The organism is Streptomyces sp. NPDC057697 (assembly GCF_042799335.1).
In the GTDB taxonomy this organism is placed as follows: Bacteria; Actinomycetota; Actinomycetes; order Streptomycetales; family Streptomycetaceae; genus Streptomyces.
Window position 1 is genome coordinate 19,720 of record NZ_JBHVJA010000011.1, and the last position, 20,012, is coordinate 39,731.

At 71.1% G+C, this 20,012-nt stretch carries 17 protein-coding genes; 9 read left to right on the forward strand and 8 right to left on the reverse strand.

The window, feature by feature from the left end; translation table 11 throughout:
• Nucleotides 1-183: 183 nt before the first annotated feature.
• From ACFVFH_RS25690 to eccB, 7 genes are all read right to left on the reverse strand, one after another.
• On the reverse strand, nt 184-486 hold the full coding sequence (locus ACFVFH_RS25690; RefSeq protein WP_383772767.1) for a WXG100 family type VII secretion target: 303 nt from the start codon (nt 484-486) through the stop codon (nt 184-186).
• Between the two features lie 70 nt (nt 487-556).
• Nucleotides 557-916: a WXG100 family type VII secretion target gene (locus ACFVFH_RS25695; protein WP_329916568.1), complete on the reverse strand. Its 360-nt coding sequence runs from the start codon at nt 914-916 to the stop codon at nt 557-559.
• Between the two features lie 62 nt (nt 917-978).
• Entirely contained in the window at nt 979-2,223 is a 1,245-nt protein-coding gene (locus ACFVFH_RS25700; protein WP_383772769.1) for a S8 family serine peptidase, read from the reverse strand.
• Nucleotides 2,224-2,248: 25 nt separating this feature from the next.
• Nucleotides 2,249-3,868, reverse strand: a complete 1,620-nt coding sequence (locus tag ACFVFH_RS25705; protein ID WP_383772771.1) for a hypothetical protein — start codon at nt 3,866-3,868, stop codon at nt 2,249-2,251.
• Nucleotides 3,865-4,329: a hypothetical protein gene (locus ACFVFH_RS25710; protein WP_383772773.1), complete on the reverse strand. Its 465-nt coding sequence runs from the start codon at nt 4,327-4,329 to the stop codon at nt 3,865-3,867. The genes ACFVFH_RS25705 and ACFVFH_RS25710 overlap by 4 nt, the downstream gene beginning before the upstream one ends.
• 170 nt (nt 4,330-4,499) lie before the next feature.
• Complete coding sequence (mycP, locus tag ACFVFH_RS25715; RefSeq protein ID WP_383772775.1) at nt 4,500-5,756, reverse strand: type VII secretion-associated serine protease mycosin; 1,257 nt, start codon at nt 5,754-5,756, stop codon at nt 4,500-4,502.
• 14 nt (nt 5,757-5,770) lie between these two features.
• Nucleotides 5,771-7,303, reverse strand: a complete 1,533-nt coding sequence (gene eccB / locus ACFVFH_RS25720; RefSeq protein WP_383772777.1) for a type VII secretion protein EccB — start codon at nt 7,301-7,303, stop codon at nt 5,771-5,773.
• Nucleotides 7,304-7,485: 182 nt separating this feature from the next.
• Here eccB and eccE point away from each other — a divergent pair, with 182 nt between their 5' ends.
• The 9 genes from eccE (at nt 7,486) to ACFVFH_RS25765 (ending at nt 18,952) form a co-directional block, all read left to right on the forward strand.
• The gene (eccE, locus tag ACFVFH_RS25725) at nt 7,486-8,826 is read left to right on the forward strand and encodes a type VII secretion protein EccE (RefSeq protein WP_383772779.1); all 1,341 of its coding nucleotides are present in this window, start codon (nt 7,486-7,488) and stop codon (nt 8,824-8,826) included.
• Nucleotides 8,823-9,533 (forward strand): hypothetical protein, encoded by a 711-nt coding sequence (locus tag ACFVFH_RS25730; RefSeq protein WP_383772781.1) that lies wholly within the window; start codon nt 8,823-8,825, stop codon nt 9,531-9,533. Before eccE ends, ACFVFH_RS25730 begins: the two co-directional genes overlap by 4 nt.
• Before the next feature lie 84 nt (nt 9,534-9,617).
• Nucleotides 9,618-9,851, forward strand: a complete 234-nt coding sequence (locus ACFVFH_RS25735; protein ID WP_383772783.1) for a DUF397 domain-containing protein — start codon at nt 9,618-9,620, stop codon at nt 9,849-9,851.
• A gap of 322 nt (nt 9,852-10,173) precedes the next feature.
• Nucleotides 10,174-12,750, forward strand: a complete 2,577-nt coding sequence (locus ACFVFH_RS25740) for an SCO5717 family growth-regulating ATPase (protein WP_383772785.1) — start codon at nt 10,174-10,176, stop codon at nt 12,748-12,750.
• Between the two features lie 197 nt (nt 12,751-12,947).
• A complete protein-coding gene (locus ACFVFH_RS25745; RefSeq protein WP_383772787.1) occupies nt 12,948-14,819 on the forward strand; it encodes an ABC transporter substrate-binding protein in 1,872 nt (623 codons plus the stop codon).
• A gap of 89 nt (nt 14,820-14,908) precedes the next feature.
• Nucleotides 14,909-15,991, forward strand: a complete 1,083-nt coding sequence (locus tag ACFVFH_RS25750) for an ABC transporter permease (protein WP_383772789.1) — start codon at nt 14,909-14,911, stop codon at nt 15,989-15,991.
• Nucleotides 15,988-16,941: an ABC transporter permease gene (locus ACFVFH_RS25755; RefSeq protein ID WP_383772791.1), complete on the forward strand. Its 954-nt coding sequence runs from the start codon at nt 15,988-15,990 to the stop codon at nt 16,939-16,941. Before ACFVFH_RS25750 ends, ACFVFH_RS25755 begins: the two co-directional genes overlap by 4 nt.
• Nucleotides 16,938-17,960 (forward strand): ABC transporter ATP-binding protein, encoded by a 1,023-nt coding sequence (locus ACFVFH_RS25760; protein WP_383772793.1) that lies wholly within the window; start codon nt 16,938-16,940, stop codon nt 17,958-17,960. The genes ACFVFH_RS25755 and ACFVFH_RS25760 overlap by 4 nt, the downstream gene beginning before the upstream one ends.
• Nucleotides 17,957-18,952 carry an oligopeptide/dipeptide ABC transporter ATP-binding protein gene (locus ACFVFH_RS25765; protein WP_383772795.1) on the forward strand — a complete coding sequence of 332 codons (996 nt, stop codon included), beginning with the start codon at nt 17,957-17,959 and terminating at the stop codon, nt 18,950-18,952. The genes ACFVFH_RS25760 and ACFVFH_RS25765 overlap by 4 nt, the downstream gene beginning before the upstream one ends.
• 97 nt (nt 18,953-19,049) lie before the next feature.
• Here ACFVFH_RS25765 and ACFVFH_RS25770 read toward each other — a convergent pair whose 3' ends face one another.
• Nucleotides 19,050-20,003, reverse strand: coding sequence for a bifunctional riboflavin kinase/FAD synthetase (locus ACFVFH_RS25770; protein WP_383772797.1), 954 nt, complete (start codon nt 20,001-20,003; stop codon nt 19,050-19,052).
• Nucleotides 20,004-20,012: the final 9 nt, after the last annotated feature.

Genomic DNA, 20,012 nt, shown 5'->3' on the forward strand with positions numbered 1-20,012 from the left:
CCTCGCCCCCGTACCCGCTGAGCTTCCGGAACGGGGGACGGGGGCTGCTCCGGGGCCCGGTGACAGCGTCCCCGACTGGTGGCCGGGGGCGCTGCGCGGCGCCCTGGTCGGTGTACGGGACACGGCTCAGGGTGGGCACCTCCCGTGTGTGCCCACCCTGGCCCGTGCGTGCTCTGCCGGCTTCTACTCGAAGTGGGCCCTCGCCCGCTTGTCGCCGGCGTGGTAGGCGGTTCCGGCCTCGTGCACCTTCTTGGAGATCTCGCTCAGGGCGGTGTGAATCGCCCTGGCGTCGTTGTCCCAGCCCTGCTGGGCGGTGTCATAGGCGCTCTTGGCCTCGCCCACCCAGAGCTCGGACACATTGGCGATCATCCGCTTGATGGACGCGAGGTCTTCCTGGAGCTGCTTGCTCTGCCGGTCGATGGCCCCGGCCGCCAGGTCCAGGCTCGCGTAAGTGACAACCATCGTGCCGTCGTGGTTGCTCGGCATGCGGTCCTCCTGTGTTGTCTAGGTACTGGTGTGGTGTGACTGCCTCGTGCGTGGTGCGGGCGCGGCAGGGTCAGAAGTAGTTGAGGTTCGAGGTCCTGGCCTCCGCCGTGGCGTCGCCCGAGTAACCGCTGACGACGTCGACGCCCTGGAGGGCCTGCTTGATTTCGTCCTCGGTGTTGCCCGAGATGGTTCGCGCCGCCTTGATGGCCTCCTGGAAGTTGAGGAGCCGGTGGGCGATGCTGACCATCTTGCGGTTGATCTCTTCCTGCTTGGTGTTGAAGGCACCGGCGCCGATGCCCTTCCAAGCGCCCTCCAGGCCGTCGATCGTCGCCTGGAGCGTCTTCAACTGGCCCTTCACCGAGTCGAACCGGGTGGAGAGCTCGCCCTCCAGCTTGAGGAGAGCGGCATCCGAGAGCTTCTGATCAGCCATGTTCGTGGCTTCCTTTCTGGTGCTGGTGCGGTCCGGCCGCACTGTGCCGGACCAGTGGTCGGTCAGGCGGTTCGGCGCTTGCGGGCGACGGCGAAGGCACCGCCCCCGATCACGACGACCGCCGCGGCTCCGCCGAGGATCAGTCCGAGTGAACTGCCGTCGTCCTGTCCCTTGCCGGAGCCTGCCATGGCGGTCTCGCCGGCCGCCTCCTTCTTCTTCTCGGGCTGTGACGAAGCCGGGGTGGAGGCAGGCGAGGAGCCGGGCGTCTTCTCCTTGGTGAGGGGGCTGATGTCAGGGGCGCCGGGGTTCCCCTTGCCCTTGAGGAGGTTCATGGAGGGGCGGATCAGGCCGTGGCCCAGGTATTTGCTGAGCGTGCCCTTCTCCCAGTCACGGCCTGCCGTGTCAAAGAGCACGTTGAGGACCTGGTTCGCGGTCCAGTCGGGGTGGGCGGACCACACCAGGGCTGCGGAGGCGGAGGCGATGGCGGTGGCCGCGCTGGTGCCGCCGTCGCCGTCGCAGTAGCTCTGAAATGTGGAGTCGCACCAACGCGGAATGTCGTTACCAGGGGCAGCGATGTCCACAATGCTGCCGTGCTGGGAGTACTCAGCCACCTTGCCCTCGCGGTCGGCCGAGGAGACACCCACGACCTGTGGGTACGCGGCGGGGTACTGCTCCTTGTTACCCTGCTTCGCGTCATTTCCGACAGCTGCGAAGAGCAACTTCCCCTTGCTCTCGGCGTACTTCACCGCTTCCCGCTCTTCTCGGCTCGGGAACTCGCTACTGAATGACATGCTGATGATCCGCGCATCACTGTCCGCTGCGGCCCGGATAGCGTCTTCAGTGTCATGGGCGTTCACCGAATGCGTATTCTGGAGCTCTGTATCAGTAATCCGCATCGGGATGACCTTCGCCCCTGGGGCGAGGCCTTTCAGCCCTCCGCCCTTACCCGTTCCGGCGATCAACTCAGCCACGGTTGTGCCGTGTCCGCGGTAGTCGTCGTGCGCGTCACCGGCGACCCCCGTCGCGTCAAACCCCTTCAGGACCTGACCCTTCAGTGACGGCGTCGACGGGTTGACGCCGGAATCGATGACAGCGACCTTGATGCCTTCGCCCGTGGCGACCTTCCACATCTCCTCCGCCTGCATGGCGTTCAGGTACCACTGCTTCGACTGCACATCCGCAGCGAGCGCGGAGGGGGCAGCGCCTGCGGCCCCCACACTCAAGGCAGCAGCCGCGGCCACCGTGCCGAGCAGGCGTCCTCCGAGAGGCATGCGGCACTTCCGGGCCTGGCGCATTCCTGCTGTCATCCTGACTTCCGAACCTTCCCTGTACCTAGTCGATCACCGGCGGTACGGCTCCACGCCGTCCGGCCTCCCACGTCTCTCCGTCTTCCTTCAGGTAGTCCGGACGCGGCATGCCATGGTTCTGGTCGTCGTCGCCGGAATCCCGTCGGCCTGCGGGCCCACGTCCAAGTCCGGTGCCCCCAGCGGTGAATCCCCTGGCACTGCCCGGTCCGACGGCACCACGACGCGGCGTACCCACGACTCCGTTCGAACCGGGGGCGCCCCGCCCACCGGGCCGGGGTCTGCTGTTCGGACCTCCGGCTCCGATCACTCCGCCGCGCGGAACACCCCGGGGCCCCGCAGGCGTACCCGTGCCCGGAACCGCGCGTTGTGGCGTCCCGCCCACGATGCCGTTTGTCCGGCCGACAGGTGGACCGGGAGGCCCTGGCGTACCTGATTGGCCCCTTGGCACGGTCCTGCCGCCGGTCGCACCGGGCCGGCCGACCACAGGTGACTGGTGTCCGCCTCCACCTGGGACTCCGGTGCGCCCATTGGCCACGGGCCCGCTGTTCGTGGGGTCGTACTTCCCAGGCCGACCACCCCTCGCTCTGGGAGAACCCGTCGATGTCGTGGGCCGCCGCGAGCCGTCCGCCACAGGTTGCACGAAGCCGGGCGCCACGGGCGGATTCGGGCCTGCGCTCGGGCCCGAAGGACCGGTGGTCGACGGGATGGGGGACGCGTCGGGAACTGTCACGGGGGACCGTGGCACGGTCACGCCGTCGATCTCCGTCGAGACGGTCCTGTCCGGGGCGGGTGCGGTTCCGAGCGCCTCGATCGCAGCTCGGCCGTCAGCACGCGTGGTGCGCGTCATGGCTGTACTGCCCGTGGCAGCGTGCTCCGAGCTCTCCCGCGGCGTGCCGTTCCTCACCTCTTCAGAGCCCGTCGGTGAACTCTCGGAGTCGGGAGACTCGCGCCAGCCCTGCGGCCGTGGCATCGCCACATCGAGCCGCTCGTCGAACCGCGGCGGCTCCTGCGCCGCCAGTGTCTCCTGCGAGACCGCGTAGTACGACGCCAGTCGGTTCGCCTGGTTGATGGCCTCCTGGCGGTCCTTCTCGACCTTCACCGCCGCTGCGTACTCCGGATTGCCATCGATCCGCTTCGGCGTCCCGAAGTCGTCGACGGACGTGCGGACCAGGCGGCTGTCGCGCGGCGGCAGGGAATTGCGCACCGATGCGAGGCCCGTGCCCGCGACCGTGATCTGCGTGCCGGCCGCCTCCGCGAAATCGCCCAGCTTCGTGGCATGGGCGACCAGGCCGTTGCCCCAGTCGCGGAAGGCGGTCCCGGACTCGCCCTCCCAGTCGACGGCCTTGATGAAGTCGCCCAACTCCTTTGCGGCGTCCTTGATGGCCGTCCTGGCCTTCAGGAGTGCCGCACCCGCGTTCTCCAGGTGCTCCGGGTCGGAGTCCTCGATCAGGTCGATCATCGCGTTGAGCTCGTGTCCCTCGAACGACGTCCGCCCCGAAGTCCCGGAGCGTCCGGAGCCGAAGGAGTCCATGACCTTGTGGACCTGTCGGTCGACGTCGGTGGCGATCAGCTGGGACCGGACGTTCTGCCGGTCCTGTGCCCGCTGTTCCTCGGCGGAGAGCTGGGGACGCTTCGCGTCACTCATTCGGCCGCCCACCCCGAGTCGCTCTGCTTGTCGGCGTTCCGCGGCTCGGGCCCGCCGTCCCTCTTGTCCCGCGCCTTCTCCGGCTCCTGCTCCTTGTCCAGGCGCGCCTGGATCTCGTAGAACCGGCGCCGCACGTCGTCGTCCACGTTGTCGAAGCCGACCGCCGCCGCGTGCACGCCGAGGCTCAGGTACTCGATCCGGTCGCCGAGGGACCTGGACAGCGTGACGAGCGATTCGTGGACCCGGTTGTACTGCGCGTACAGCCCGTCTGCCTCAGCAAAGCATGTGTTCTGGCCACTCAGGGCAGCGCGTGACACCGCCTGTGCCGCGATCTTCGACTTGCCGGCCGCCGAGCCCTCCAGCTCCGCGAGGAGCGTGTCGACACGCCCCCTGAACCTCTCCAGTGCACCGACGCCACGCCGGAGGTCGCCCCGGCCTCCCCCACCGCCCGGATCGGTCACGATCCTGCCCTTCCCCGTTTCCCCGTTTGCTCAGACCGTCACTCGTTGCTTTCGCATCACCGTGAACATGTCCGACCCCGTGTCGCGAACTCTAGCCACTGGCTACGACAGGACCAACCTGCTTATGCGCCACGTCACTTCCCTCACCCGTGCGCCGGTTGACGGTGTGTTCAGTCCTGGTCGACCCGCACCGGGCGTCCCGTGCGCCGTCGGGCGTCGCGTACGGCCACGGCCGCGCCCGCTATCGCGGCGACCAGCACGGCCCCGCCCACCATCACATAGGTGGCCAGGCGCGCGGTGCGTTCCTCGGCCGTCTCGCCCAGGTGGAGTTCGGCCGGGGTCGGGGCCTCGCCCCTGCTCATGCCTTCGTGCGCCACCGGGCGTTCGATGGGCTTGTCGTCCTCCGTCAGGGCACGCACCGGATCGACCACGCCCCAGCCCACCCGGCTGTCGTGGCCCGCGATCGAGCGTTCCGCCGTCTGCTGGATCTGGGCGACGATCTGTCGCTGCGTCCAGTCCCGGTGCTTGGCCCTGATGAGCGCGGCGACGCCCGCGACGTACGGGGCCGAGAAGCTGGTGCCGTTGTCGGCGCAGTGTCCGCCGCCGGGGACCGTCGAGATCATGTCGACACCGGGGGCAGCCACACCCACGAACGCGCCGGACTGGGAGAAGGCGGCCCGCTCGTTGTTGCGGTCCGACGCGGCCACGGCGAGGACACCGTCGAACGAGGCGGGGTAGGTCCTCTTGACGTTGCCGCCGAGGCCGTCGTTGCCCGCGGACGCGACGATCACGATGTCCTTGGCCAGGGCGGCGTCCACGGCCTCTTTCAGGACGCCTTCGGGCATCACCGCCTTTGCCGTGTCCTGGGAGATGTTGATGACGTCCGCGTGGGCGACGTCGGCCGCGTAGCGGATGGCTGCGGCCAGCGTCCTGGCCGTTCCGTGGCCCTCCGCGTCGTTCTGCTGGATCGGGATGATCGTCGCGTCCGGGGCCAGGCCGGTGAAGCCGGTGCCCTTCATCTCCCGGGCGGCGATGATCCCGGCGACCTTGGTGCCGTGACCGACCCTGTCGGTGGTGCCGTTCTCCTTGCCGCGCTCGATCTTGTCGCCGTTGTCGTCCTTGATGCCCCTGTCCAGGAAATTGCGGCCGCTCCTGGTGTCCACGGCCCCCTTGAGCTGGGGGTTCCTGATGTCCACGCCCGTGTCGATGACGGCCACCCGTACGCCCTTGCCGGTGGACTGCTTCCACAGTTCGTCCATCAGGACGCGCTGCAACGACCAGGGGCGGCCCGCGTACTTCGTCGAGGGGAAGGTGCACTGGGTGGAGTCGTCCGCCGCCGCGGGCCGTACCGGCAGTGCGACGAGGAGGACGGCGGTGGCGGCCGCGGCGGTCAGCGGGCGCCGGTACGCGGAGGAGTGTGTCGTCATGTGGATGAGCTCCCTCAGGAACCCTGCGGCTGGCGTGCCGCGCCGGTCGACAGCCGTGGTCCCGTGGGCAGGAAGGAGGACCAGGCGGCCGGGACGGGGGCGGGCACGATGTCCTTGTACCCGAGCCGGTTCTGGGCCTGTTGTGCTTCCTGCTGCCGCTCCGCCCTTTCGCGCTTCGTGCCTGATTCGCCGATGCCGGAGTCGTCCGCCACGCTGTCGCCGTTGGACTGCATGGCGTAGCGCAGACCGGTGTCGGTGACCAGGAAGAGGGGGCCCGAGTCGGCGTCGGCCCCCTTGAACTGCCGGAAGAGCTGTCCGGACCCGGGGGTGACGTAGGCGCTGCTGGAGCCGGTGGGGAGGGTCGCGGGGAAGTCCGTGCCCACCCAGGTGCTGAGCGTGGTGGCACCGTTCTTGGTGGCGACGCCGCGCAGGACGTTGCACACGGTGTTGTGGCTGCCGTGCGCGGTGCGCGCGGAGTTGACCTGTTTCGCTCGGCCGGTGGGCCAGTCCATGCGCTGTCCGAAGCCCTCGCCGGGCTCGAACGCTCCGGCGCTGACGTGTCTTTCCCTGCCGTCCTGGCCGAGGGGGACCAGATCCCGGTTGCTGAGCAGGAGCTTCGCGACGAAGTCCGACACGGGGGCCACCCGGCCGGGCAGGACCACGTACTTCTGCGTCCTGGTGCCGGACGTCGCCGCGAGGACCATGCCCACCTTGTTGGCCTCGGACGGCAGCTTGCCCGGGATGCCCGCGTCGGCGCCGGGGGTGCCGGGGACGTCCGGGAAGTCGATCGGATCCCCCTGGTGCAGGGTGTCCAGCCAGGCGGCGGAGACCCGTTGGGGGTTACGGCTCTCGCCGACCAGGGTGCGCAGCAGGAGTTCGCTCTTCTTCAACGGGTACGCCTTTCCTCCGGCGTCCACGATGTAGCGGGTCCGGTCCGGCCCCGGTCCTTCGACGTACATCACCTCACCGCCGTGCAGCCGCCCCGGGCCCTCGGTGCGCCGCTGGTCGCGCTCCGCGAAGACGAACGACGCCTTCTGGATGGCCCTGCCGCCCTCGCCCGGCCGTTCGCAGACCGCCCACCGCTTCTTCGAGCCGGCCTCCTTCTGGTCCGGGAGCCGGTCGGGGGCGTAGGGGATGCCGAGCGTGGCGCCGTGCGGGATCTTTCCGTTGTCGAGGACGGATTCGTCGACGTTGATGACCTTGCCCTTGTCCGGGGCGAGGAGGAGTTTGGCGGACGACATGTTCAGCACCGGGTGGAGCTGTGTCCTGCCGTCGGTCGTCAACACCACGTACCGCGTGGTGGACTTGCTGGCGATGATGACGTTCTCGTAGGGGGTGTCCCATTTCTCGGGTGCCACGGGTCTGAACATCCCCCAGGCTCCGAACGCCGCGAGGACGACGGCGCCCACGACCGCCCCGGGCACCACCGCGCGCAGGGGGCGCGGCGCGGCCTCCTCGGAGCCGGTGGGGCCGGGTCGGAGGAACTGCGCGATCAGCCTTCGCTTCGCGAAGGTGTAGGCGTTGAGTTCGTCCCGCCGTGATGCCATCTGTCCGCTGCCTCTTTTCCCCCGTGGGCGACCAGGCTCCCACACGCACCGTCGTCCGCCACCGTCGACTGGGCCCCCCACTATGCCCGTTGGCACTTGACGGGCACTGCTCAGGTAGGGTGATCGCCCGGTCGACAGCCGTGGGAGAACAGCACATACGCATACGAGGGGGCAATGCGGCGATGGGCTCAGCGACGCGTGAACGCACGGGGCCGGCCGTCCCTCGGACATCCGTGAATTCCCGACGGCAACGCGGCAACGAACCGGTCGGCACAGCTCCCGCCGCGTCGGTGAACGCCCCCGCGGCGACGACTCTCCGCTCGCTCTCGCGGACCGGTGGCCCCGGTCCGCTGCTGCGCCGGCTGGTGCTCGTCGAGGCGGCCCTGGCGGTCGTCTCGGTGGGCGTCGTGCTCGGCGGCCCCTGGCTGGTGCCCGCGATCGTGGTCGCCTGTCCGCTGGTGGTTCTGGGGGTGGTACGCCGCCGGGGCCGCACCGCGCAGGACTGGCTGTCGACGGCGCTCGCCGTCCGCGACCGCAGGCGGACGGCCGCGGCGCCCGCCGTGGACGCGGAGCCGCAGCTGGCGCCGGTGGCCGAGAGCGTGCCGGGCTTCGCCCCGTACATCCATGTCGACCGGAACCGTCGAACGGTGGGCATGGTCGGGGACGGCACGTTCCTGACCGCGGTCGTGCGGGTCGAGGCCGGCGGCGAGTCGCTCCGCCGGGCGCAGGGCGCGCGGGCTCTTCCGCTCTCCCTCCTGGGCGATGCCCTCGCGGTGGACGACATCGTGCTGGAGTCCGCGCAGCTCGTGCAGCAGGTGCGCCCGGCTCCGGCACAGCACCTGCCGCAGCGGTCGGCGGCCCGGCTCTCGTACGCGCCCCTCCAGGAGCAGACCGGGGCGCCCGCGCTCCGGATGACCTGGGTGGCGGTGAAGCTGGATCCGGAACTGTGCCGGGAGGCGGTCGAGGCGCGCGGGGGAGGCGTCGGCGGGGCCCAACGCTGTCTGGTCCGGGTCGCGGACCACGTGGCGAGCCGGATCACCGGCGCCGGGTTCCGGGCCGTGGTGCTGGACCAGGAGGAGCTGCACACCGCGCTGGCGACGTCCGCGTGCGCCAATCCCATGCTCTCGGCCCGTGCCGGGCGCCCGGACGTCCCGCCGCAGCGGCGGACGTCGGAGACGTCCAGGGTCTGGCGGTGCGACGACCGCCGGCACACCGCCTACGTGGTGGACCGCTGGCCCGAGCTGGGCCGGGGGGCGACCCCGCTCCCCCGTCTCGTGGCGCTGCTGACCTCGGTCCCGGCGTATGCGACGACGTTCAGCCTGACGGTGCGGCGCGGCGCGCGCCAGGGCGATGTCTCGGTGTCCGGACACGTACGGATCACGGGTGGCTCCGACACCGAACTGGTGGCAGTACGAAGGACGTTGGAGCAGGCCGCGCGGCACGCCGGGGTCGGCCTGGTGCGGCTGGACCGCGAGCAGGTGCCGGGTGTGCTGGCGACGCTCCCGCTGGGAGGCGCACAGTGACGGTTCGCATCCGGCCGGGGCGGGGCCTGCGCGGCCCGCGCCACGCGGGACACACCCTGGCGGCGGAGCAGCTGGGCGCGCTGTCGCTGCCGGTCGGGGACGACGGGGTGATCCTCGGCACCGACGCCGAGGGGCTCACGCAGTTGATCGGGTTCCACCGCCCGGCCCCGTACGACGTCCTGCTGATCGGCGGTCTGTGGACCGCGCAGGTGCTGGCGCTGCGGGCGGCGGCCACGGGCGCGCGGGTGGCGGTCGAGACCGGGCGCACCCAGGCGTGGACGGCCCTGGCCCGGTCCGCGGGCGCGGGAGTCGAGTGCGTCTCGCTCCATGACGTGGGCCGGGTCCCGCCGACCGGTGCGTCGGTGGGCAGCCCGGTGGTCGTGGTGCGGGACTGCGGGATGCGGCCGCCGCGCGGCCGGGTGGTGTCCTCGCCCTGGCAGTCGGTGCTGACGCTGCTGCCCTATCTGAGCCCGGTGGCACCCCGGTTGATGCGGGCGTCGGCGCTCGTGGGCATCCAGCGGGTGTCGCCGGAGGAGGCCGGCCAGGTGGGCCGGATCCTGGGGCTCGCCCGGAACGAGACCGAGGCGCTGCCCACGCTGTCGGACGGAGTCACGCTCTGGGTGGCGGGCCGTGAGCGCCACTGGGTGATGACCGGTGCGACGGAGGTCGAGACCGGGCTGCTGGGCGCCGCTCGCCGGATGGACTGAATACTGTCCCGTTCGTGCCCCGGGCCTGCCGGTTCCGGGGAAGATGGCCGGGCAACGACATGGTTCGATCGAAGGGACGCCGACATGGGCACCCAGCAGGAAAAGGAAGAGCTGTACGCGCTCGACATCTCGGGTGTGGAGTGGCTGAGCGCACCCGGGACCGAGGACGTCGAGGAACGGGTCGAGATCGCGCATCTGCCGGGCGGTGCCGTCGCCATGCGTTCGTCGCTGGACCCGGAGACCGTGTTGCGGTACACGCAGGCGGAGTGGCGCGCGTTCGTACTGGGCGCGCGGGACGGTGAGTTCGACCTCACGTAGGCGATGGCGTGCGGGGTGGCTGTCCGGGACACGGCGGCCACCCTTCGCCATGCCGGGATATGCAGTGAATTGACCGCTTCGCTCTGTGTGCTATGGGGCGCCCGGGGCACTTGAGCGCGCCACGTGACGCACGGGACAGTTCTTGCGGTGCCGTACGGCCTGCCGGAGCGAGCCCCATGGCGATTAGGGTGGGTCCGGGCGCGGCAGAAGAACCTGCGGGCAGGCAATGCGTGTCCCAGGGGGAGAGCCGGGCGGTCAGGCAGACGGAAACGGTCGTCCCCACACCACGGCACAAGGGTGCTCGACCACACCAGGAGGCAAAGTGAACGGCGATCGGGACGAGATCCGCGGGGGCTGGAACAAGCCCGTCGACGAGTCGTCCGACGCGGAGCCCGCCGAGATGACGGGTGAGTTCACCATCGACTACACCCCGCCCGCCTGGTACACGCAGAACGCGCCGGGGGACTCGTCGGGCGGTGCCGGAACGCATCTCGCGCCGCCTCCGCCGCCCACCGGAGCGCCGCTCTCCATGCCCGCGCCGCCGAGCACGGGCGGCTTCGACTCCGACTGGACCCCCGCGCCGCCCGCGCCCGCGCCGGGTGACGCCACGCCCTCTGCCGCGCCGAGTGCGGGGGACGTCCCCGGTGCGTCGGACCCGTTCGGGAGCGGTGACGTGGAGAGCGGCACGACCGTGCGTTTCTCTCCGACCGCGCTGAAGCGGCAGATCGCGGAGATCGAGGGAGGCGTCGCGGACGCTCCCGCGAGCGGCTCCGGCCCGGATTCGGGCTCGGGCTCCGCGGGCGGTGCGGGTGACGGCGTCGGCGGTACGGGGCCGGGCGAGGCGCCCGGTGCCGACTCCGCGCGGACGCCGGACGCGTCCACCGGGGAGCCCGACAGTGCCGCCGAGGACTCCTCCGCGAACCGTACGGACGGCCCGAGCGGCGCCGACCGGTCGCAGGACCCCGTGCCCGCCGACGCCGTCCCGGACGCGGCGCCCCAGGACACGCCGCCCGCGGCCGCGCCGCAGAACGCCCCGGCGCCCGCCACGCCGAACCCCTGGGCTCCGGCGGCCGGACAGGGCGGTGCCCTGCCACCGCTGCCGCCCGCCTTCCAGCCCGCCGCGCCGCAGCCCACCGCGCCCCAGCCGGCCCCGCAGTGGCCCGCGCAGGGCCCGGCCGGTCAGGCACCGGGCGGCTACGGCTTCCCGCAGGCCGGGGCGCCCCAGCCGCCCCAACACCCGCAGGGCGGTTACGGGTTCCCGCAGCAGCCCGCTCCCCCGGCCCCGCAGGCACCGGCCCAGGGCGGCTACGGCTTCCCCCAGCAGCCGCACCAGCCACAGCAATCGCAGCAGCCGCAGGCACCCCAGCCGCCGCACACGCCCCCGCAGGCCCAGGCACCCCAGCGGCAGTGGCCCGCGCAGCAGGGCGCCCCGCTGCCGCCGCAGGTCCCCCAGGCGCCCCAGCCTCCCGCCCAGGCCGCGCCCCATCTGCCCGCGCAGCAGCCCGCGCAGCCCCAGCCCCCGCAGCAGCACCAGCCGTCGCAGCCTCCGGGGCAGCCGCAGCCGGGAGCTCCCGTCGACCCGCGCACCGGGGGCGCCTGGCCGACCCCGGTCACCCACGACCAGCGCGAGCGCTCCGTACCCGGTGCCCCGCTCGGGTACACGGCGGCCGTGGAGCTCTCCTCCGACCGGCTGGTCCGGGGCAAGCAGAAGGCGAAGAGCAGCCGCAACCCCTCCGGCGCCTCCCGCTTCAAGCTGGGCGGCAAGAAGGAGGAGGCCGAGCGCCAGCGGAAGCTGGAGCTGATCCGTACGCCGGTGCTGTCCTGCTACCGGATCGCGGTGATCAGCCTCAAGGGCGGCGTCGGCAAGACCACGACCACCACCGCGCTGGGCGCGACCCTGGCCACCGAGCGGCAGGACAAGATCCTCGCCATCGACGCCAACCCGGACGCGGGCACGCTCGGCCGCCGGGTCCGCCGCGAGACCGGCGCCACCATCCGTGACCTGGTCCAGGCGATCCCGTACCTCAACTCGTACATGGACATCCGCCGGTTCACCTCGCAGGCGCCCTCCGGTCTGGAGATCATCGCCAACGACGTGGACCCGGCCGTCTCCACGACGTTCAACGACGAGGACTACCGGCGCGCGATCGACGTGCTGGGCAAGCAGTACCCGATCATCCTCACCGACTCGGGCACCGGTCTGCTCTACAGCGCGATGCGCGGGGTGCTGGACCTCGCGGACCAGCTGATCATCATCTCGACCCCGTCGGTGGACGGTGCGTCCAGCGCCTCGACCACGCTGGACTGGCTCTCCGCGCACGGCTACGCGGAGCTCGTGCAGCGCTCCCTCACCGTCATCTCGGGGGTCCGCGAGACCGGCAAGATGATCAAGGTCGACGACATCGTGCAGCACTTCGAGACGCGCTGCCGGGGCGTGGTGGTCGTGCCGTTCGACGAGCATCTGGCGGCCGGTGCCGAGGTCGACCTCGACATGATGCGTCCCAAGACCCGCGAGGCGTACTTCAACCTCTCCGCGATGGTCGCCGAGGACTTCTCCCGCGCCCAGCAGCAGCAGGGTCTGTGGACCTCGCAGGGCTCCAACCCGCCGCCGCAGTACGCCCCGCCGATGCCGGGACAGCAGCAGTACCCCCCGCAGCAGCCGTTCCCGCAGCAGCAGCCGTACCCGCCGCAGCCCGGACCCGGTGTGCAGCAGCACGGCTGGCAGCAGCCGCTGCCCCCGCAGGCCCCGTCCGCCGCGGCGCCTGCGGGGGAGCTCCCGCCCCACCAGCAGCAGCCCGCCCTGCCCGGTCAGCCGGGTCAGCCCGTTCCGCCCGAGATCCAGGGGCCCGTACCGCCCGCGGGATGGCCTCAGCAGCCGCCGCCAGCGCCTCAGCAGTAAGGCATCAGAGGTCTGAACCAATGAGGGCCCGCACCGTCTTCACGGTGCGGGCCCTCCGTGCATTCCCGCAGACCACACGCCGTTTCGATGACCGTTGACGCGGCTCGACCCTCGCTGATAAACCTTCGCTTCACCAGCTGGCGAACCACAGATCAACCCGCCTTCTCCGTGCGAGTCATGACGCGAGGTCCCTGACCATGGTCGAAAGAGTCCCACCACGCTCCGCCAAGCCACGCACGCGTCTGCGCGTGCTCCTGGCCTCCGGTGCCGCCGCACTGGCGCTGGCCGCCGGGTCCGTCGTCCCGGGTGTACCGCTCGGCGCCGCACCGCAGCAGGCGCAGGCCGCCGACAGCGGAAAGTCGACACTGACCGTCGCCGTCGCACAGAGCGTCGACTCGATGAGCCCGTTCCTGGCCCAGAAGCTGCTCAGCACCAGCATCACCCGGCTCATGTACGACTTCCTCACCAACTACGACGTCAAGGACAACCACGCGATCCCCGGTCTGGCGACCAAGTGGGAGCCGTCCGCGGACAAGTTGACCTGGACGTACACCATCCGCTCCGACTCCAAGTGGTCGGACGGCCGGCAGGCCACCGCCGAGGACGCGGCCTGGACGTTCAACAAGATGATGACCGCCGAGGGCGCCGCACAGGCCAACGGCAACTTCGTCGCCAACTTCAAGAAGGTCACGGCCCCCAGCCCGACCCAGCTGGTCATCCAGCTCAAGGAGCCGCAGGCCACCATGGCGGCACTCGACGTGCCGATCGTGCCCAAGCACGTCTGGGAGAAGGTCGGCGACTTCTCCAAGTTCAACAACGACACGTCGTTCCCGGTCGTCGGCAACGGGCCGTTCATCCTGACCGACTACAAGGTCGACCAGTACGTGAAGCTCAAGGCCAACAAGGACTTCTGGCGCGGCAGGCCCAAGTTCGACGAACTGGTCTTCAAGACGTACAAGGACCAGGACGCCGCCGTCGCCGCGCTGCGCAAGGGCGAGGTCTCCTTCGTCGCGGGCTCCCCCGCCCTGACGCCCGCCCAGGCCGCCTCCCTCAAGGGCGAGAAGAACGTCAAGGTCAACGAGGGCCCCGGCCGCCGCTTCTTCGCGCTGGCCACCAACCCGGGCGCGCAGACCAAGGACGGCAAGAAGTTCGGCAACGGCAACAAGGCCCTTCTCGACCAGAAGGTGCGCCAGGCCCTCTTCCTGTCCATCGACCGCAAGACCATCATCGACAAGGTCTTCCAGGGGCACGCCGTCGAGGGCCAGGGCTACATCCCGCCGCGCTTCTCCGCGTACCACTGGCAGCCCACCGCCGGACAGAGCCTCGCCTACGACCCGGCCAAGGCGGCCGCGCTGCTCGACGAGGCGGGCTACCGGCTCAAGGGCGACCAGCGGGTCGGCAAGGACGGCAAGCCGCTCGACCTGCGCATCCTCTGCCACGCCACGGACCCCAACGACAAGGCGATCGGCAAGTACCTCAAGGAGTGGTGGGGCAAGCTCGGCATCGGCCTGAAGGTCGACTGCCTCGACGACGTCTCGGTTCCCTGGTATGCCGGTGAGTACGACCTGGCCTTCGACGGCTGGTCGGTCAACCCCGACCCCGACTTCGTCCTCGGCATCCACACCTGCGCCGCACTGCCGGCGAAGGCGAAGGACAGCGCCTCCACCGACAACTTCATCTGCGACAAGAAGTACGACGAGCTCTACAAGAAGCAGCTCGCCGAGTACGACCCCGCCAAGCGCGCCGAGATCGTCAACCAGATGCAGTCGTGGCTGTACGACTCCGGGTACATGAGCGTCATCGCGTACCCGAACGCGGTCGAGGCGTACCGCACCGACCAGATCAAGTCGATCACGACCATGCCGGAGGCGGCCGGGAACATCTACGGCCAGGACGGCTACTGGAGCTGGTGGTCGGCCGTTCCCGCGTCCGGCGGCAGTTCGGACGGTTCCGGCGGGTCGGGCTCCACCGGCGTCGTCATCGGCATCATCGTGGTGGTCGTGGTGCTCGCCGGTGGCGGGCTGTTCCTCACGATGCGCCGCCGCAACACGGCGGACGACCGCGAGTAATCACTCGGACGGGTGAAGAGGGGTCGGCCGGGGAGCACTCGCCCGCCGTCCGGCCCCTCCACGTGCAGCACGAGTAACGAGAGTTCCCCATGACAGCTGACAGCACTCCGGCGCTCGTGCAGATCGCGGACGCGGACACCGACGGGCCGGCTCGAACCGGCCCGCCGGCCGACCGCGGTCCACGGGCGCGCAACACCAGGGCCTATCTCCACTACGTGGCGGCCAAGATCGCGGGGGCAGCGGTATCGCTGTTCGCGGTCCTGGTCACCAGCTTCTTCCTCTTCCGGCTGCTCCCCAGCGACCCGGTGAAGCAGATGACGGGCGGCCGGCCCGTGTCCGCGGAACAACTCCAGTCGCTCAGGCACCAGTTCGGCCTCGACCAGCCGATGTGGCAGCAGTTCACGACCTATGTGGGAGACGCCCTCACGGGCGATTTCGGCACCTCGTTCCAGTTCCACGCCCCGGTCGTCGACAAGATCACCGAGGCGCTCCCGGCGACCCTGCTCCTCACCGGCACCTCGTACGTCCTCTACACCGCGCTCGGCATCTGGCTCGGCACCCGTACCGCCTGGCGCAACGGCTCGCTGAGCGACCGCTTCAACACCGCGTTCGCGCTCACCCTCTACTCCGTGCCGTCGTTCTGGCTGGGTCTGCTCCTGATCATCGTCTTCTCGGTGGGCATCGGCCCGATCCCGGGGATGTTCCCGACCGGCGGGCTGGAGTCGGGCAACGAGACCGGCTTCGCCTACGTCCTGGACGTGGCGCACCATCTGGTCCTGCCGGTGATCACGCTGGTCGCGGTCGGATACGCGCAGACGCTGCTGGTGATGCGCTCCTCGCTGCTCGACGAGATGGGCAGCGACTATCTGACGACGGCCCGCGCGAAGGGGCTGCGGGACGATGTCGTACGCCGCAAGCACGCCGTGCCGAACGCGATGCTGCCGACCTTCACGCTGATGTTCGTGAACCTCGGGCATGTGGTCGCCGGACAGATCCTGGTCGAGACGGTGTTCTCCTGGCCGGGCCTGGGCGGCCTCTTCTACCAGGCGCTCAGCGTGCCCGATCTCCCGCTCGTGCAGGCGCTGTTCTTCGTCTTCGCCACCGCGGTGATCCTGGCGAACACCCTTGCCGACCTGCTCTATCCGCTGCTCGATCCCCGGGTGGGCCGATGACGACCGAATCCATGCCCACGCCCACACCCACACCCACGAAGGCGGAACCGGAGGCCGCGGGCAATCCCCGCGCCCTGGCCCGCGCCCGCAAGCGCCGGTCCGTCGCCCGCTTCTGGCAGGCGTACCGGGGCCACCGGGGCGGACTGTGGGGTCTGGCCGCGCTCGTCGCGATCGCGCTGGTCGCCCTGTTCGCACCGCAGCTCGTCGGCGCCGACTCGCAGAGCGTGACCGACGCCCCCGGTGGCGCGCTGGAGTCGCCGAGCGGCGCGTTCCCGCTCGGCACCGATCAGTTCGGGCGCAGTGTGCTGGCCCTGCTGGTCTGGGGCACCCGGGTCTCGCTGACCGTCGGGCTGCTCGCGGCGTTCCTGTGCGTCGCCATCGGCACGGTGGTCGGCATCGTCGCCGGGCACTTCCACGGCTGGTACTCGACGGTCCTGATGCGGGTCACGGACTGGTTCCTGGTGATGCCGACCCTGGTCCTCGCCATCGCGCTCGCCACCGTGATGGACCGCTCGATGTGGACGGTCATCATCGCGATCGGGGTCACGACCTGGCCGACCACGGCCCGGCTGGTCCGGGCCCAGACGCTCGCGGTGGAGTCCCGCCCGTACATCGAACGCGCCCGTGCGCTGGGCGGCGGTCACGGGCACATCATGGTCCGGCACGTGCTGCCGAACGTGATGCCGCTGGTGCTGGCGCAGACCACCCTGGTGATCTCCAGCGCGATCCTCACCGAGGCCACCCTGGCCTTCCTCGGGCTCAGCGACCCGACCACCACCTCCTGGGGCGGCATGCTCCAGGACGCCCGCGAGGCGGGCGCGGTCAGCGCGGGCGACTGGTGGTACCTGGCACCGCCCGGCATCGCCATCGCCCTGGTGGCCCTGGCCTTCACGCTGTGCGGCCGCGCCATCGAGTCCGTCCTCAATCCCAAGCTGGGGGTGGCCCGTTGAGCACGACGAGCATCCGCAAGACACCGCTCCTGGAGGTACGGGACCTCACGGTGACGTACGCGGGCGGAGCCCAGGCCGTCCGCGGGGTGAACCTCTCGGTCGGCGCCGGGCAGAAGCTCGGCATCGCCGGTGAGTCGGGCTGCGGGAAGTCGACGCTGGCGCTCGCGCTGCTGCGGCTGCTGCCCGCCGGCACGAAGGTCTCCGGCGAGATCCTGCTGAACGGCGAGGACGTCCTCACCATGAAGTGGGGCCGGGTCCGCGCGGTGCGCTGGGCGGGGGCGTCGATCGTCTTCCAGGGCGCGATGCACTCGCTCAACGCGGTGCACCGCATCGGGGAGCAGATCGCGGAACCGATCCTGCTGCACCGGAAGGCGACCCCGGCCGCCGCGGCCGAGAAGGCCGGCGAGCTGCTGGAGCAGGTGGGGCTGCCCGCCGCCCGCGCCTCCGCCTATCCGCACGAGCTCTCCGGCGGCCAGCGCCAGCGCGTGATGATCGCGATGGCGCTCGCCTGCGACCCGGGACTGATCATCGCGGACGAGCCGACCACGGCCCTCGATGTGATGATCCAGGCCCAGATCCTGCGGCTGATCGAGCAGCTGGTGTCCGAACAGGACCTCGGCCTGATCATGATCAGCCATGACCTCGCGGTGCTCTCCGACACCTGCGACCGGCTCGCCGTGATGTACGCGGGCCGGGTCGTCGAGGAGGGCCCGGCGTCCGAGGTCTACGAGAACGCGCACCATCCGTACGGCAAGGCCCTGTCCGGCGCGTTCCCGCGCATCGGCGACCCGGCCTCCCGGTTCGCGCCCCGCGGGCTGCCCGGCGATCCGCCGGACCCCTCGGCGCTGCCCGGCGGCTGCACCTTCCACCCGCGCTGTCCGGTGGCCCTGGAATCCTGCGGCACCGAGGACCAGGAGCTGCGGGACGCCGGGCCGGAGCGGCGGGCCGCCTGCGTGCTGGTGGAGCCGGGGGCCCCCGCGGCCCGGCCGGGCGCCGAGGAAGCAAGGAGCACACCATGACCACCACCACTCCGCTGCTCAGCGCCCAGGGGCTGGAGGTCGCCTTCCCCGGCCGGCGCGGGGCCGCCCCGGCGCGGGCCGTGGACAGCGTCGACCTGGACATCCGGCCCGGCGAGATCGTCGCGCTGGTCGGCGAGTCGGGCTGCGGCAAGACGACGCTGGCGCGTTCGCTGCTGGGCCTGGTCCCGCCGACGTCCGGCCGGGTCACCTTCGGCGGCACACCGCTCGACTACGCGAGCCGTGCGCTGAAGGCGTACCGCAAGCGGGTCCAGCTGGTGCTCCAGGACCCCAGCGGCTCGCTCAACCCGAGGCACACGGTGTACGACGCCGTCGCCGAGGGCCTGCGGATCCACGGCTACGCCGGGGACGAGCGGGAGGCGGTCGCCGGGGCGCTGTCCCGGGCCGGTCTGCGTCCGCCGGAACGATTCTTCCTGCGCTATCCGCACGAGCTGTCCGGCGGTCAGCGCCAGCGGGTCGTGATCGCGGGTGCGCTCGTCCTGGAGCCCGAACTGATCGTGGCCGACGAACCGGTGGCCTCGCTCGACGCCTCGGTGCGGGGCGAGATCCTGGCCCTGCTGCTGCGGCTGCGGGACGAGCTGGGCCTCTCGGCGCTGGTGGTCACGCACGATCTCGGTCTGGCGTGGAACATCGCGGACCGGGTCGCGGTGATGTACCTCGGGCGGATCGTGGAGACGGGCAAGGTGGAGGAGATCCTGACGTCTCCTCAGCATCCGTACACCCAGGCGTTGTTGTCGGTGCTGCCGGAGTCCGGGGCCGAGCCGGTGATCCTGGGCGGTGAGCCGCCGGACCCGTCCAGGGTGCCCTCCGGCTGCCGGTTCCACGCCCGCTGCCAGGTGCTGGCCTCGGGCGAGGCGGAACGGGCGGGCGTCGCGGAGGCCTGCCGTACGCAGGACCTGCCGGTGCTCGCGGGCGGCGGACGGACCCAGGTGGCGTGCCACTGGGCGGCGGCCGCCACGAAGACGCGGGCCTGACCCGGCCGCCGGTACGCGGACGCGGGGCCGGGACCGTCGAGGACGGTCCCGGCCCCGCGTCGCCCCACGAGGGAGCGGACAGGTCGCGCGGCGGGGCTCAGCCGCGCTCGTACGCGGAGATCAGCTCGCTGCACCGCTTCACATCGGCGGCCATCGCGACGAGCAGATCGTCGATCGACTCGAACTTCAGCATCCCGCGCACATACGCGAGGAAGTCCACCGCGACATGGAGCCCGTACAGGTCGAGACCGACACGGTCGATCGCGTAGGCCTCCACCGTCCGCTCCGTGGCGTCGAACTGCGGATTCGTGCCGACCGAGATCGCGGCGGGCATCGCCTCGCCGTCCACCACCAGCCAGCCCGCGTAGACGCCGTCCGCGGGGATCGCGGTGTGCGGCAGCGTCTCCACGTTGGCCGTGGGGAAGCCGAGCTCGCGGCCGCGCTGCGCGCCGCGGACCACGATGCCCTCGACCCGGTGCGGGCGGCCCAGGATCTCGGCGGCGCCCGCCACGTCGCCCTCGGCCACCAGCCGCCGGGTGAGGGTGGAGGAGAACGGCTCGCCGCCGCCCGCCTCACCGCTCACGTACAGGTCGATGACCTCGACGGCGTAGTCGTAGGTCTCACCGAACTCGGTGAGCAGCCGCACGTTCCCGGCGGCCTTGTGGCCGAAGCGGAAGTTGGGCCCCTCGATGACCAGCTGGGCGTGCAGCTTGTCGACGAGCACCTTCACGATGAAGTCGGCCGGTGCCAGCTTCGAGAACTCTGCGGTGAACGGCAGGACCAGCACCGCGTCCACCCCCAGCTCCGCCATCAGCTCGGCGCGCCGGTGGTGCGGGGCGAGCAGCGGAGGGTGGCTGCCGGGCCGTACGACCTCGCTGGGATGCGGGTCGAAGGTCACCACGACCGACGGAACACCCAGCTCGCGGGCGCGCTCCACGGCACGCCCGATGATCAGCTGGTGTCCGCGGTGCACCCCGTCGTAGGAGCCGATGGTGACGACGCTGCGTCCCCAGTCCTGGGGGATGTCCTCCAAGCCACGCCAGCGCTGCACTGTGACCGC

Coding starts and splice junctions, on each gene's coding strand:
- ACFVFH_RS25765 (WP_383772795.1), top strand. CDS start 17,957: ATGACCACCACCACTCCGCTGCTCAGCGCCCAGGGGCTGGAGGTCGCC.
- ACFVFH_RS25700 (WP_383772769.1), bottom strand. CDS start 2,223: ATGACAGCAGGAATGCGCCAGGCCCGGAAGTGCCGCATGCCTCTCGGA.
- eccB (WP_383772777.1), bottom strand. CDS start 7,303: ATGGCATCACGGCGGGACGAACTCAACGCCTACACCTTCGCGAAGCGA.
- ACFVFH_RS25750 (WP_383772789.1), top strand. CDS start 14,909: ATGACAGCTGACAGCACTCCGGCGCTCGTGCAGATCGCGGACGCGGAC.
- ACFVFH_RS25690 (WP_383772767.1), bottom strand. CDS start 486: ATGCCGAGCAACCACGACGGCACGATGGTTGTCACTTACGCGAGCCTG.
- ACFVFH_RS25705 (WP_383772771.1), bottom strand. CDS start 3,868: ATGAGTGACGCGAAGCGTCCCCAGCTCTCCGCCGAGGAACAGCGGGCA.
- mycP (WP_383772775.1), bottom strand. CDS start 5,756: ATGACGACACACTCCTCCGCGTACCGGCGCCCGCTGACCGCCGCGGCC.
- ACFVFH_RS25695 (WP_329916568.1), bottom strand. CDS start 916: ATGGCTGATCAGAAGCTCTCGGATGCCGCTCTCCTCAAGCTGGAGGGC.
- eccE (WP_383772779.1), top strand. CDS start 7,486: ATGGGCTCAGCGACGCGTGAACGCACGGGGCCGGCCGTCCCTCGGACA.
- ACFVFH_RS25735 (WP_383772783.1), top strand. CDS start 9,618: ATGGGCACCCAGCAGGAAAAGGAAGAGCTGTACGCGCTCGACATCTCG.
- ACFVFH_RS25755 (WP_383772791.1), top strand. CDS start 15,988: ATGACGACCGAATCCATGCCCACGCCCACACCCACACCCACGAAGGCG.
- ACFVFH_RS25745 (WP_383772787.1), top strand. CDS start 12,948: ATGGTCGAAAGAGTCCCACCACGCTCCGCCAAGCCACGCACGCGTCTG.